The sequence below is a fragment of the Arthrobacter ginkgonis genome, assembly GCF_039540195.1.
In the GTDB taxonomy this organism is placed as follows: domain Bacteria; phylum Actinomycetota; class Actinomycetes; order Actinomycetales; family Micrococcaceae; genus Zafaria; species Zafaria ginkgonis.
The window spans coordinates 85914-97870 of sequence record NZ_BAABEO010000017.1; the positions used below are offsets into that span (position 1 = coordinate 85914).

Consider the following 11957-nt stretch of genomic DNA (forward strand, 5'->3'; position numbering starts at 1 on the left):
GGGGTCGATTTCTGGATCCGAGTCTAGCCGCCGAGGGCCCCGCCGCGAGCGAAGCGAGCCAAGTGAGCGGCCAGGGGTCCCCGCGCGCGAAGCGTGTGGGGCAGGCCGCGAACGGGGAGGCGGGTAGACGCTAGTCCGAACGGCGAACGCCCCGCCGCCCGGGAAGGGCGGCGGGGCGTTCGTTACGGAACGTGGCCGGTGGAGGGCCGCGTCAGGCGCCCGGTTCCGGGTGGGCGGCTTCCCATTCGGCCTGGAGCCGGTCGCGTTCGGCGTTCTCCCGGTCCATCGACCCGCCCTTGGCCACCGCGTACCACCAGGTGACGGTGAACAGGATCGCGATGATGAACATGGTCGGTTCGATGAAGCCGATCAGGAACAGCACCCCCTGGATGCCCCAGCCGATCCAGTAGCCCAGCGGCTTGGTCAGCAGGGCGCAGGCCAGGATGCACACCACGGCCAGCCCGATCCCGACCCCCAGCGTCACCGGCCCGGGGATGTCCTTGCGCAGCCCGAAGACGGTCAGCGCCGCGAAGAACACCAGGAACGCCTCCAGGGTGAGCACCGTCGAGGCGAACATGGTGCGGATCGAGCGCCGCTTCTTCTTCATGCCCGGGCGCCATTCGCGCTGGGCCTTGGTCAGTCGTGCCATCGGTGTCCCTACTTTCCGAGCAGCGTGCGGGCCTCGGCCACCAAGGTGATGGAGCCGGTGACGAGGATGCCCCCGCCGAAGTCTTCGGCGGCGTCGGCGCGGCCGACGGCCCAGTCGAGGGCGTCGTCGAGCTTTTCCGTCACGTGGATGTCCGCCTCCGGGAAGCCGGCCTCCACCGCCAGCTCGCCCAGCTCGCCGGCCGGGATCGCCCGCGGGGAGGTGGACTGGGTCAGGCAGATGTCCTCGACCAGGTCCTTGTACTGGGCGCGCAGTTCGGCGAGCATCGCCGGGGCGTCCTTCTCCCCCAGGATGCCGACCACCAGCACCAGCTTGCTGAAGCCGAACGTCTCCTTGAGCGCCTCGGCGCTGACGCGGATCCCGTCCGGGTTGTGCCCGGCGTCGACGACGACGGTCGGCGAGGTGCGCACCACCTCGAGGCGCCCGGGGCTGGAGGCGCTGGCGAAGCCCTCGCGGACGACGTCGGCACTGAGCGGCTTCTCGCCGCCGCCGATGAACGCCTCGACGGCGGCCAGCGCGACGGCGGCGTTCTGTGCCTGGTGGGCCCCGTGCAGCGGCAGCGCGATGTCCGTGTACCGGTCGGCCAGGCCCTGGAGGACCAGCTGCTGGCCGCCCACGGCCAGGTTGCGGGACTCGACGCCGAACTCGACGCCCTGGAAGCGGAACGGAACGCCGACCTCGCGGGCCCGCTCCAGCAGCACGTCGGCGGCCTCGGCCTGCTGCGCGGCGCTGACCAGGAAGCCGCCGGGCTTGATGATCCCGGCCTTCTCCCAGGCGATCTCCTCGACGGTGTCGCCGAGCAGGTCGGTGTGGTCCAGCGAGATGGGGGTGACCACGCTGACGGCGCCGTCGCCGACGTTGGTGGCGTCGGTGATCCCGCCCAGGCCGACCTCGATGATGGCCACGTCGACCGGCTCGTCGGCGAAGACCGCGAAGGCGAGCACGGTGACGGCCTCGAAGTAGGTCAGCCGGTTCTCGCCCTTGGCCTCCAGCTCGCCGTCGACGATCTGCAGGTACGGGCGGATCTCGTCCCAGATCCGCACGAACGTCTCGTCCGGGCACGGCTCGCCGTCGATGCTGATGCGCTCGGTGACCTTGGCCAGGTGCGGGCTGGTGTAGCGGCCGGTCCGCAGCCCGTGCGCGCCCAGCAGCGACTCGATCATCCGGGCCGTGGAGGTCTTCCCGTTGGTGCCGGTGATGTGGATGATCGGGTAGGCCCTGTTCGGCTCCCCGAGCACCTCCATCGCCCGGCGCATCGGCTCCATGCGGGGCTCGATCTTGTTTTCGGGCGCGCGGCCGAGCAGTTCGGCGTAGACGCTTTCCACGGAGAACTCGTCGAACCCGCTCATGCCTGGGCTCCCGTCACGGTTGCGGCGGCAACGGTGACCACCGGTTCGGCGGCGTCGGGGGCCACCTCCAGCACCAGGTCCACGGTCAGGGTTTCGCCCTTGAGCAGCTCCGCGTTGGCGCGCAGGGCCTCCACGGTGGCCGCATCGGCCGCGATCACGGTGCGGATGCGGTCGCCGACGGTGAGGTCGGCGTCCTTGCGGGCCTGCTGCACGGCGCGGACCATGTCCCGGGCGGTGCCCTCGGCCTCGAGCTCGGCGGTGACCTCGGTGTCCAGCACCACGAACCCGCCGCCGGGCAGGACGGCCGCGGCCACGGAGGCTCCGCCGTCGTGCTCCTCCACCACGGTTTCCAGCGTGTACTCGTGCGGCTCCAGCGGCAGGCCGCCGGAGACCACGGTGCCGTCGGCCTCCACCGACCAGTCCCCGGACTTGGAGCCCTTGATGGCCTGCTGGACGCCCTTGCCCAGGCGCGGTCCGGCGGCGCGGGCGTTGACCACCAGCTTCTGGCTGATGCCGAACTCGCCGGCGTCGGCCTCGGAGGCGTCCAGCAGGGTCACCCCGCGCAGGTTCAGCTCGTCGGCGATGATCGCGGCGTAGGTGCCGTCCAGGTCCCTGGCGCCCTCGGTGGCCACGGTCAGCCCGTTCAGCGGCAGGCGCACGCGCAGGTTGGCGCCCTTGCGCAGCGAGGAGCCGACCGAGCAGATGCGGCGGGTGGCGTCCATGCGGGCCACCAGGCCGGCGTCGCGCGGGAAGAGTTCGGCGTCCGGCCAGTCGGCCAGGTGCACCGAGCGCCCGCCGGTCAGCCCGCGCCAGATCTCCTCGGTCGCCAGCGGCAGCAGCGGGGCGGCCACGCGGCACAGCGCCTCGAGGCAGGTGTAGAGGACGTCGAAGGCCTCGGTGTTCTCGTCGAAGAAGCGCTGGCGGGACCGGCGCACGTACCAGTTGGTCAGCGTGTCCATGTACTGGCGCACCGCCTCGCAGGCGTCGGAGATCTCGTAGGCGTCGAACGCGGCGGTGGCCTCACGGACCAGGTCGCCGGTGGCGGCAAGCATGTAGCGGTCCAGCGGGTCGGCGGCGTCGTGGGCCAGCTTCGCGTCGTAGCCGGCGCCGCCGTTGGCCGCGTTGGTGTAGAGGCTGAAGAAGTGCCACACGTTCCACATCGGCAGCAGCACCTGGCGCACGCCCTCGCGGATGCCCTGCTCGGTGACCACCAGGTTGCCGCCGCGCAGGATCGGGGAGGCCATCAGGAACCAGCGCATGGCGTCGGAGCCGTCGCGGTCCAGGACCTCGTTGACGTCCGGGTAGTTGCGCAGCGACTTGGACATCTTCTGCCCGTCGGAGCCGAGCACGATGCCGTGGCTGATGACGTTGCGGAACGCCGGGCGGTCGAAGAGCGCGGTGGCCAGGACGTGCATGGTGTAGAACCAGCCGCGGGTCTGGCCGATGTACTCGACGATGAAGTCCGCCGGGTTGTGCCCGTCGAACCAGTCCTTGCTCTCCATCGGGTAGTGCACCTGGGCGTACGGCATCGAGCCGGAGTCGAACCAGACGTCCAGCACGTCCTCGACGCGGCGCATCATGGACTGGCCCGTGGGGTCCTCCGGGTTGGGGCGGACCAGCTCGTCGATGAACGGGCGGTGCAGGTCCACCTCGCCGGCGTGGTTGCGCGGCAGCGTGCCGAAGGCGGCCTCGATCTCCTCCAGGGAGCCGTAGACCTCGCGGCGCGGGTACTCGGGGTTGTCCGACTCCCAGACCGGGATCGGGGAGCCCCAGAAGCGGTTGCGGCTGATCGACCAGTCGCGCGCGTTCTCCAGCCACTTGCCGAACTGGCCGTCCTTGACGTTGCCCGGGATCCAGTTGATCTCCTGGTTCAGCTCCAGCATGCGGTCCTTGATCTTGGTGACCTCGACGTACCAGGAGGAGATCGCGCGGTAGATCAGCGGGGTGCGGCAGCGCCAGCAGTGCGGGTAGGAGTGCTCGTAGCTGGCCGTGCGGACCAGGCGGGCGTCGGCCTTGAGGACGTTGGTGATGGTCTTGTTCGCGTCGAAGACCTGCACGCCGGCGATCTCCGCCAGCGGCCCCTCGGCGAACAGCGGCAGGAACTTCGCGCCTTCGTCGATGGAGAGGACCACGGGGATGCCGTTGGCCTCGCAGACCTTCTGGTCGTCCTCGCCGTAGGCCGGGGCCTGGTGGACGATGCCGGTACCGTCGGTGGTGGTGACGTAGTCGGCCACCACGATCCGCCAGGCGTTCTGCGTGCCCCACTTCTCGGTGTCCGCGAACGTGTCCCAGAGCGGTTCGTAGGAGATGCCCTCCAGCTCGGAGCCCAGGAAGGTGGCCTCGACCGCCTCGGCCGCCGCGGCGGCGTCGTCGTATCCGAGGTCCTTCGCGTAGGAGGCGAGCAGGTCCGAGGCCAGCAGGAAGCGGCCGGAGGCCGCGGACGCCTTGACGCCGTGGGGGCCGGCCGGCACGACGACGTAGGCCACCTCGGGCCCGACGGCGAGGGCCAGGTTGGTCGGCAGGGTCCAGGGGGTGGTGGTCCAGGCCAGCGCCTGCACGCCGGCGAGCGCCCGGGAGGCCGCGGTTTCCCCGGCGAGCAGCGGGAAGGTGACCGTGACGGTCTGGTCCTGGCGGTTCTTGTAGACGTCGTCGTCCATGCGCAGCTCGTGGTTGGACAGCGGGGTCTCGTCCTGCCAGCAGTACGGGAGCACGCGGAAGCCCTGGTAGGTCAGGCCCTTCTCGTGCAGCTGCTTGAAGGCCCAGATGACCGATTCCATGTACTCGACGTTGAGCGTCTTGTAGTCGTTCTCGAAGTCCACCCAGCGGGCCTGGCGGGTGACGTAGGTCTGCCATTCGTGGGTGTACTTGAGCACGGACTCGCGGCAGGCGTCGTTGAACTTGTCGATGCCCATGGCCATGATCTGGTTCTTGTCCGTCATGCCCAGCTGCTTCATGGCCTCCAGCTCGGCGGGCAGCCCGTGGGTGTCCCAGCCGAAGCGGCGTTCCACCTTGTGGCCGCGCTGGGTCTGGTAGCGGGCGACCAGGTCCTTGACGTAGCCGGTGAGCAGGTGGCCGTAGTGCGGCAGGCCGTTGGCGAAGGGCGGGCCGTCGTAGAAGACGAACTCGTTGGTGCCGCCCTCGGCGTCGCGGCCGTCGATGGAGGCCTGGAAGGTACCGTCGGCGTCCCAGTACTTCAGGACGCGTTCCTCGATCTCGGGGAAGCGGGGGGAGGCGGGCGTGGTGCCCTGCGGGTCGGTTGAGGCCTTGGGATAGCTGGTCATCGGCGGCACAGTCCTGGCGTGGTCGGCGTCCGAAGGGGGCGCCTGGTCCTGGCACGGGGACGGAGATCCCGGCTCTCTTTCGCCGGGCACCGCGGTACCACCCCGTTTGCATGGGCCCGTCCTCCGCGGCACCGGGTCGTGAAACCGGCTTGCGATGGTCCCGCGGGACCGTGTCCGGAAGGAGCATGGTCCCGAAAGGGCCTGGACGGGCGGCCATGCCGCTCGTTGTCTGCTGTGACGGGCATACCCGTCCGGTTCTACTGGGCCCTTCGTGCAGGTCCGCAGGGGTTCCTGCGCACCGCCGGTGGGGGCTTTTCTTCCGGAGGCTCGCCGGTGATGGCCGGGTCGACGCCGATGCCTCAAGTCTAACCGACCAGGACGGGAGCCGGCGCGTCGTCGAGGCGGGGATCCGGACGGGCTCGGGGGTGCGGGTCGCGGCCGCCCAACCGGAGCATCCGGCAACCACCGGAGGTACATTGGGCAGGTGTTTTCCGGATGCCCCGGCCCAGGGGCTGGAAGGGGATGTCGATGAACACTGTCCCGGACTACAACGCCGCCCTCGATCCCCCGCTGCGGGACGTCGCCGACCGTTTGGCGGAGCTGCTCGGCGACGGCCTGCCGGAGCTGGAGGCGACCTTGTGGCACGCCCAGCCGGTGTGGATGCACGGCAAGCACCCGGTCGCCGGCTACAAGGCGTTCCCCCGGTACGTGACCCTGATGCTGTGGGTGGGGCCGGAGTTCCACGATCCGGCCGGAGTCCTGCAGCCGGCAGGGAACCAGAACGTGGTCACCGTGAAGTACGAGCGGACCGAGGACATCCACGAGGACCTGGTCGGCGGGTGGCTGGCCCAGCTCGGCTGAGCGCTCCCGCTGTCCGGCCCGCCGGAGCATCCGGCACCTGCCCGGGGTTGTGCGGGCGGGTGTTTTCCGGATGCCCCGGTCCAAGGGTTCGGTCCAAGGGGTCGGTTCAGGACTTCGACAGAGGGGCCCGGCCTACGCGCGGGCCTCCAGCGGGCGGGAGAGCTCCACCATGCGCTCGCGGTCCACGACCTTGATGCGTTCGCGCTGCACGGGCCCGGCGGCGGTCGGCACCGGGGCGGCGTCCGCACCGAGCGCGCGTTCGTGCTCGTCCAGCTTCAGCCAGCCTTCCCAGGTGGTGTACGCAACGCCGCGGGCCTGGAGGTGGTCCTCGATGGAGGCCTCCGTTGCGGCCGGCGGCAGCTGTCCCAGCTCGGCCAGCAGGTGGGTGATGGTCTCCAGCGCGTCGCCCTTGGTGTGCCCGATCAGGCCCACGGGGCCGCGCTTGATCCAGCCGGTCGTGTACAGCCCCGGCACATGGGCTCCGTCGCCGTCGAGCACCCGCCCGCCGTCGTTGGGGACCACCCCGGTGTTCGCGTCGAACTCGAGGCCCGGCAGCGGGGAGCCGAAGTAGCCGATGGCGCGGTAGACGGCCTGCACCGGGTAGTCGAGCAGCTCGCCGGTGCCGCGCACCTGGCCGGTGCCGTCCAGTTCCTGGCGCTCGAACCGGATCCCGGAGACCTTGCCGTCCTCGCCGAGGACCTCCACGGGGTTGTGCAGGAAGTGCAGGTGCAGGCGGCGGCTGGCCGGGGCGCGGTCCTCCCGCTCCTCCTGCTCAATCAGCCAGTTGGTGAGGGTGGAGACCATGGTCTTGGTCTGGTTGTTGGTCTTGATGGCGGCATCGGAGGCCTCGTCGAACTCGAAGTCCTCCGGGTAGAGCACGATGTCCACGTCGTGGCTGTGGCTCAGTTCCCGCAGCTCCAGCGGGGTGAACTTCACCTGCGCCGGGCCGCGGCGGCCGAACACGTGCACGTCGGTGACCGGCGAGGCCAGGAGCCCGGCATGCACGTTCTCGGGAATCTCGGTGACCAGCAGCTCGGCCGGGTGCTTGGACAGCACGCGGGCCACGTCCAGGGCCACGTTGCCGTTGCCGATGACCGCGATCTCCGTCGCCTCCAAGGGCCATTCGCGCGGCACGTCCGGGTGCCCGTCGTACCAGGAGACGAAGTCCGCGCCGCCGAAGGAGCCCTCCAGGCCGATGCCGGGGATGTTCAGGTCGGCGTCCCGGATCGCGCCGGTGGCGAAGATCAGCGCGTCGTAGTGCTCGCGCAGCGCCTGCAGGTCCACGTCCGTGCCGAAGTCCACGTTGCCGAAGAAGCGGATGTCCCCGCGGTCCAGGACCTTGTGCAGGGCGTTGACGATGCCCTTGATGCGCGGGTGGTCCGGGGCCACGCCGTAGCGGATCAGCCCGTAGGGGGCCGGGTAGCGGTCGAACAGGTCGATCGCCAGGCTGAGCGCCCCGGAGGCGACGGGTTCGGACTTGGTGAGCAGGTCCGCGGCGTACACGCCGGCCGGACCGGCGCCGATGATGGCCACGCGGAGCGGACGCTTGGTGAGGTGGTCGGGAATGGTGGTCTGGCTCAAGGGGTTTCTCCTGGGGGTGTTACCGGGCCGCGAGGCTGAGGCCTCGGGCGGGGACGTTTGCGGCGGTGACGGATGAAGGAGTGGCTGCGGGGACGGCTTCTTCGGGCGCGGCTTCTGGGGCCGTAGTTTCGGAGACGGGGCCCGCGTACGGGCTCAGGCTGACGACGCGCCCGATCACGATGACGGCCGGGTTGCCGATGCGGGCGCGCCCGGCGTCGGCGGCGATCGTCTCCAGGGTGCCGATGCACACGCGCTGTTCGGGGGTCCAGCCGCGTTCGACGATGCCGACCGGGGTCGCCGGGTCCATGCCGCGGGCCAGCAGTCCGGCCACGGACTCCCCCAGCCGGGCGATGCCCATCAGCAGCACCAGCGTGTGGTCCTGGCGCACCGGCACCTCGCCGAGGTCCTGGTGCCCGGTGACGACGCTGAACCCGGTGGCCAGTCCGCGGTGGGTGACCGGGATGCCGGCGGCCGCCGGCACCGAGACCGCGCTGGTGACCCCGGGGACCACCTCGACGTCGATGCCGCGGGCACGGGCATAGGCCGCCTCCTCGCCGCCGCGGCCGAGGACGTAGGGGTCCCCGCCCTTGAGCCGCACCACCAGGTGTCCGGCGCGCGCCTCGGCGACGAGGATTTCGTTGATCTCCTCCTGGGTGGCCAGGTGGGCGCCGGGGGCCTTGCCGACCTCGATGACGCGCACGGCGGGGTCCAGCTCGGCCAGCAGGCCGCGCGGGCCCAGCCGGTCCGCCACCACGACGTCGGCCTCGGCGAGCAGGGTGCGTCCGCGCACCGTGATCAGCCCGATGTCCCCCGGTCCGCCGCCGACCAGCGCGATGCGACCGGCCTCAGCAGTGGTGGCGGAAGCCGCCGGGCCGGAAGAAGCCGCCGTCTTGGAAGAAGCCGCAGGCCGGCGGTGGCGCAGCGGGAGCGCGCCGGTGGCGTGGCTGACCCGGATCGCGTCGCGGATCGCGGCGGCACGGCGCGGGTCGGCCGCGGTGTTCACGGCGACCACGACGTCGTCGAAGCGGGCGACGGCGGGCGTCCAGGCCGAGGCGGTGGCGTGGTCGGTGGCGTTGACGCACCACAGCCGGCGGGCCTCGGCATCAGCTCCGACGCGCGCGTCCGTGGCCGGGCAGCCGGTGGCGGTGTGCACCAGCCACGCCTCGTCGAGGTCGCCCTCGGCGTAGTCGCGGCGCTGCCAGTCGATCAGTCCGTTCTCTGCCAGGTCGCGCAGCTCGGGGTGCGCGGCGGGGGCGATCAGGCGCACCCGGGCCCCGGCGTCGAGCAGCGCGCCGATGCGGCGGGCCGTCACGGCGCCGGCGCCGACCATCACGACGGTGCGGCCGAGCAGGCGGAGGCTGGCGGGATAGAGGTCGCTCACGCGGAGTGTCCTTTCGCGAGGCCCCGGCGCGCCAGCAGGGCGCGTTCAACCGGGGCGAAGAGCAGCAGTTCGACGAGGATGCCGACCACCAGGATGGCCAGGATCGCGGTGATCACCAGGCCCATGTCGGAGAGGTCGCGGCCCTGCTGCAGCAGCGAGCCGAGCCCGAAGCCGATGGAGCCGCCGACCGCGATGATTTCCGCGGCCATCAGGGAGCGCCAGGAGAACGCCCACCCCTGCTTGAGTCCGCCGAGGTAGCCGGGCAGCGCCGCCGGCAGCGTGATCAGCAGCGTGTGCTGCCAGCGGCTGGCGCCGAGCACGTGGCCGACCTGGGCGTAGTGGGGCGGGATGGTGTCGATGCCGGCGAGCAGCCCGTTGATGATCGACGGGGTGGCACCCATCAGCACCACGAAGTACACGGTGGCGTCGGTCAGCCCGAACCAGATGATCGCCGCCGGCACCCAGGCCACGGAGGGCAGCACCTGCAGCCCGGAGATCAGGGGCCCGACGGCGCGGCGCAGTGCCGGCAGCTGGGCCAGCACCAGCGCGATCGGGGTGCCGATCGCGACCGCGATGAGGAACCCGAGGCCGCCGCGGGCCAGCGAGGTGCCCACCGCCTCCGCGAGCGCGCCGCTGGCGGCCTGCTCGGCAACGATCGCGGCCACCTGGCCGGGGCCCGGCAGCAGGTCGTCGCGCTTGATGCCGCTCCAGGCCAGGATCTGCCAGAGGCTGACCACCGCGGCCAGGGCGCCGAGCGGCCAGAGCAGGCGTGAGCCGAACGTGCCGCGCCTGGCGACCGGGTCGACGCGCTGGAGCTGGTCGAGGCCGGCCTCCAGCCGGCCGAGGTCGCTGGCGGACGGCGCCGCCGGTGCGGTGCGGGCCGGCGACGTCACGGTCGGTTCGGTGGACGGCTCTGATTTGGTGGACAGTGTCGATTCAGTGCCCATGGTGGCGGATCTCCTCGCGCAGGCGTTCGGTGATGGTGCCGGCCAGGGTGGCCGCGGCGGCCGGATCCCGGCGGATCTCCTCCGGCACCTCCCACTCGGCCACGATGCGGCCGGGGCGGGAGGAGAGCAGGATGACGCGCTGGCCCAGCCGTACGGCCTCGCGCACGTTGTGGGTGACGAACACGATCGTGCGCCCGGTGGCGCGCCAGACCCGTTCCAGCTCATCGTGGAGCAGGTCGCAGGTGATCGCGTCCAGCGCCGCGAACGGCTCGTCCATCAGCAGCAGCTGGCGTTCCTGGCCCAGGGACCGGGCGAGCGCGGCACGCTGGCGCATGCCCCCGGAGAGCTGGTGCGGGCGGCGCTCGGCCGCGTCGCGCAGGTGCACGAGGTCCAGCAGTTCCTCGGCCCGTGCCCGGCGTTCGGCACGCGGGACCCCGCGCAGCCGCAGCGCCAGCTCCACGTTGCCGCGCGCGGTGAGCCACGGCAGCAGGCTGGCGTCCTGGAACATGAACGCGGCACCGTCGGCGGGCACCTCCAGGCTTCCGCCGGTCGGGGCCTCGAGCCTGGCCAGCAGGTTCAGCAGCGTGGACTTGCCGCAGCCGGAGGCCCCGAGGATCGCCACGAACTCGCCGGTGCGGATGTGGGTGCTCAGCCCGTCGAGCACCTGCACGCGCCCGTCGTAGGACTTGGAGAGCGAGGTCAGCGTGACGCTCATTTGCCCGTTCCGTCCGCGGCGTCCGCCGGCAGCGCGTCGAGCACCGTGGTGTCCACCAGGCCCTCGAGCTGGCCCGATTCGGTGAGGCCGGCCTCGACCGCGTGCTCCATCAGGGTGGGGTAGGTGCCGGCGAGCGGGTCGGTGGTGAACGTGAGGTTGCCCAGCGCCCGGGCCAGCACGTCCTCCGGCAGCGCGGCGCCCAGGGAAGTCAGCCCCTTCCCGACCGCGTCAAGGCGGGTGGCCGTGTCAGCGGAGTCCAGCCAGGCGACGGTGTCCCGGTGCCCGGCCAGCAGGTCGGCGACGGTTTCGGGGTGGGCCGCGGCGAAGCGCTGGTCCACGACGAGGATCGTGGTCGGGAACTCGCCGCCGTCCCACAGGTCCGCCTCGTCCACGAGCACCTTGGCGTCGGCTTCCAGCACCAGGCGGGAGGACCAGGGTTCGGGCAGCCATGCCCCGTCGAGCTTGCCGGAACGGAACAGGTCCAGCGTTTCGGCGTTGCCCGTGGGGTTGATCGCGACCTCTCCGCCGCCGTCCGGCGTGGTCTTCAGGCCCTGGTCGGCGAGCCAGGTGCGCAAGGCGACGTCCTGGGTGCCGCCGAGCTGCGGGCTGGCCAGCACGGCGCCGTTGAGGTCCGCGGGCTTGGTGATCGAGGGATCGACGACGAACTGGGCGCCGCCGGACGCGGCACCGGCAATGACCCGCAGCGACGTGCCCCCGGACTTGATGTAGGAGTTGATCGCCGGGCTCGGGCCCAGGAACGCGGCATCGATCGCCCCGGCGTTCAGCGCCTCGATGGCGGCCGGCCCGGCGTTGAAGACCTGGGTCTCCAGCGTGGTGCCGTGGCGCCCGACGGCGTCTGCCAGCCGCCCCTGCTCGACGCCGACCACGGCCGGGGCGTGGGTGACATTCGCGAAGTAGCCCAGGCGCAGCTTATCCGCCGGCCCCGCCCCGGCCGCCGCTTGGGCGCCGGAGGGCGCGGGCAGCCCGGTCGTGGCCAGCCAGGCCGTGGCCAGTGCCGCCACGGCCAGCAGCGCGACGAGGGCCGCGGCCAGGCGTGGCACCTTGCGGCGGTGCGGAGCCGGGGCCGCGGCGTCGATGCGAATGGACTCCGGCTTCTGGGGCTTGTCGGTCATGGTGGTTCCTTGTGTGCTGGGGGTGCTTGCTGGGGTGGTGGC

Annotated in this window: 9 protein-coding genes; 1 reads left to right on the forward strand and 8 read right to left on the reverse strand. The window is 71.7% G+C overall.

All coding sequences use genetic code 11. The features are described from left to right. Positions 1-211: 211 nt before the first annotated feature. Genes ABD912_RS12320 through ileS form a run of 3 tightly spaced genes read right to left on the reverse strand, consistent with a single transcriptional unit; the run spans position 212 to position 5297 of the window. The gene (locus ABD912_RS12320; RefSeq protein WP_345151135.1) at positions 212-649 is read right to left on the reverse strand and encodes a DUF4233 domain-containing protein; all 438 of its coding nucleotides are present in this window, start codon (positions 647-649) and stop codon (positions 212-214) included. 8 nt (positions 650-657) lie between these two features. After that, a complete protein-coding gene (locus ABD912_RS12325; protein WP_345151137.1) occupies positions 658-2016 on the reverse strand; it encodes a bifunctional folylpolyglutamate synthase/dihydrofolate synthase in 1359 nt (452 codons plus the stop codon). Further along, positions 2013-5297, reverse strand: a complete 3285-nt coding sequence (gene ileS / locus ABD912_RS12330; protein ID WP_345151139.1) for an isoleucine--tRNA ligase — start codon at positions 5295-5297, stop codon at positions 2013-2015. The genes ABD912_RS12325 and ileS overlap by 4 nt, the downstream gene beginning before the upstream one ends. Positions 5298-5825: 528 nt before the next feature. Here ileS and ABD912_RS12335 point away from each other — a divergent pair. Next, complete coding sequence (locus ABD912_RS12335) at positions 5826-6158, forward strand: DUF1801 domain-containing protein (RefSeq protein ID WP_345151141.1); 333 nt, start codon at positions 5826-5828, stop codon at positions 6156-6158. Positions 6159-6290: 132 nt separating this feature from the next. Here the strand turns inward: ABD912_RS12335 and ABD912_RS12340 are convergent, their stop codons facing one another. Genes ABD912_RS12340 through ABD912_RS12360 form a run of 5 tightly spaced genes read right to left on the reverse strand, consistent with a single transcriptional unit; the run spans position 6291 to position 11915 of the window. Then, on the reverse strand, positions 6291-7739 hold the full coding sequence (locus ABD912_RS12340) for an FAD-dependent oxidoreductase (RefSeq protein WP_345151142.1): 1449 nt from the start codon (positions 7737-7739) through the stop codon (positions 6291-6293). A 19-nt stretch (positions 7740-7758) separates the two neighbouring features. Continuing rightward, positions 7759-9120 carry a uroporphyrinogen-III C-methyltransferase gene (cobA, locus tag ABD912_RS12345; protein WP_345151143.1) on the reverse strand — a complete coding sequence of 454 codons (1362 nt, stop codon included), beginning with the start codon at positions 9118-9120 and terminating at the stop codon, positions 7759-7761. Next, complete coding sequence (locus tag ABD912_RS12350) at positions 9117-10067, reverse strand: ABC transporter permease (RefSeq protein ID WP_345151144.1); 951 nt, start codon at positions 10065-10067, stop codon at positions 9117-9119. The genes cobA and ABD912_RS12350 overlap by 4 nt, the downstream gene beginning before the upstream one ends. Then, positions 10057-10782 carry an ABC transporter ATP-binding protein gene (locus ABD912_RS12355; RefSeq protein WP_345151145.1) on the reverse strand — a complete coding sequence of 242 codons (726 nt, stop codon included), beginning with the start codon at positions 10780-10782 and terminating at the stop codon, positions 10057-10059. The genes ABD912_RS12350 and ABD912_RS12355 overlap by 11 nt, the downstream gene beginning before the upstream one ends. Beyond that, positions 10779-11915, reverse strand: coding sequence for an ABC transporter substrate-binding protein (locus ABD912_RS12360; RefSeq protein ID WP_345151146.1), 1137 nt, complete (start codon positions 11913-11915; stop codon positions 10779-10781). Before ABD912_RS12360 ends, ABD912_RS12355 begins: the two co-directional genes overlap by 4 nt. Positions 11916-11957: the final 42 nt, after the last annotated feature.

Bases quoted from the DNA above. Each gene is read 5' to 3' on its own strand.
- ABD912_RS12320 (WP_345151135.1), bottom strand. From the start codon at position 649: ATGGCACGACTGACCAAGGCCCAGCGCGAATGGCGCCCGGGCATGAAG.
- ABD912_RS12325 (WP_345151137.1), bottom strand. From the start codon at position 2,016: ATGAGCGGGTTCGACGAGTTCTCCGTGGAAAGCGTCTACGCCGAACTG.
- ileS (WP_345151139.1), bottom strand. From the start codon at position 5,297: ATGACCAGCTATCCCAAGGCCTCAACCGACCCGCAGGGCACCACGCCC.
- ABD912_RS12335 (WP_345151141.1), top strand. From the start codon at position 5,826: ATGAACACTGTCCCGGACTACAACGCCGCCCTCGATCCCCCGCTGCGG.
- ABD912_RS12350 (WP_345151144.1), bottom strand. From the start codon at position 10,067: ATGGGCACTGAATCGACACTGTCCACCAAATCAGAGCCGTCCACCGAA.
- ABD912_RS12355 (WP_345151145.1), bottom strand. From the start codon at position 10,782: ATGAGCGTCACGCTGACCTCGCTCTCCAAGTCCTACGACGGGCGCGTG.
- ABD912_RS12360 (WP_345151146.1), bottom strand. From the start codon at position 11,915: ATGACCGACAAGCCCCAGAAGCCGGAGTCCATTCGCATCGACGCCGCG.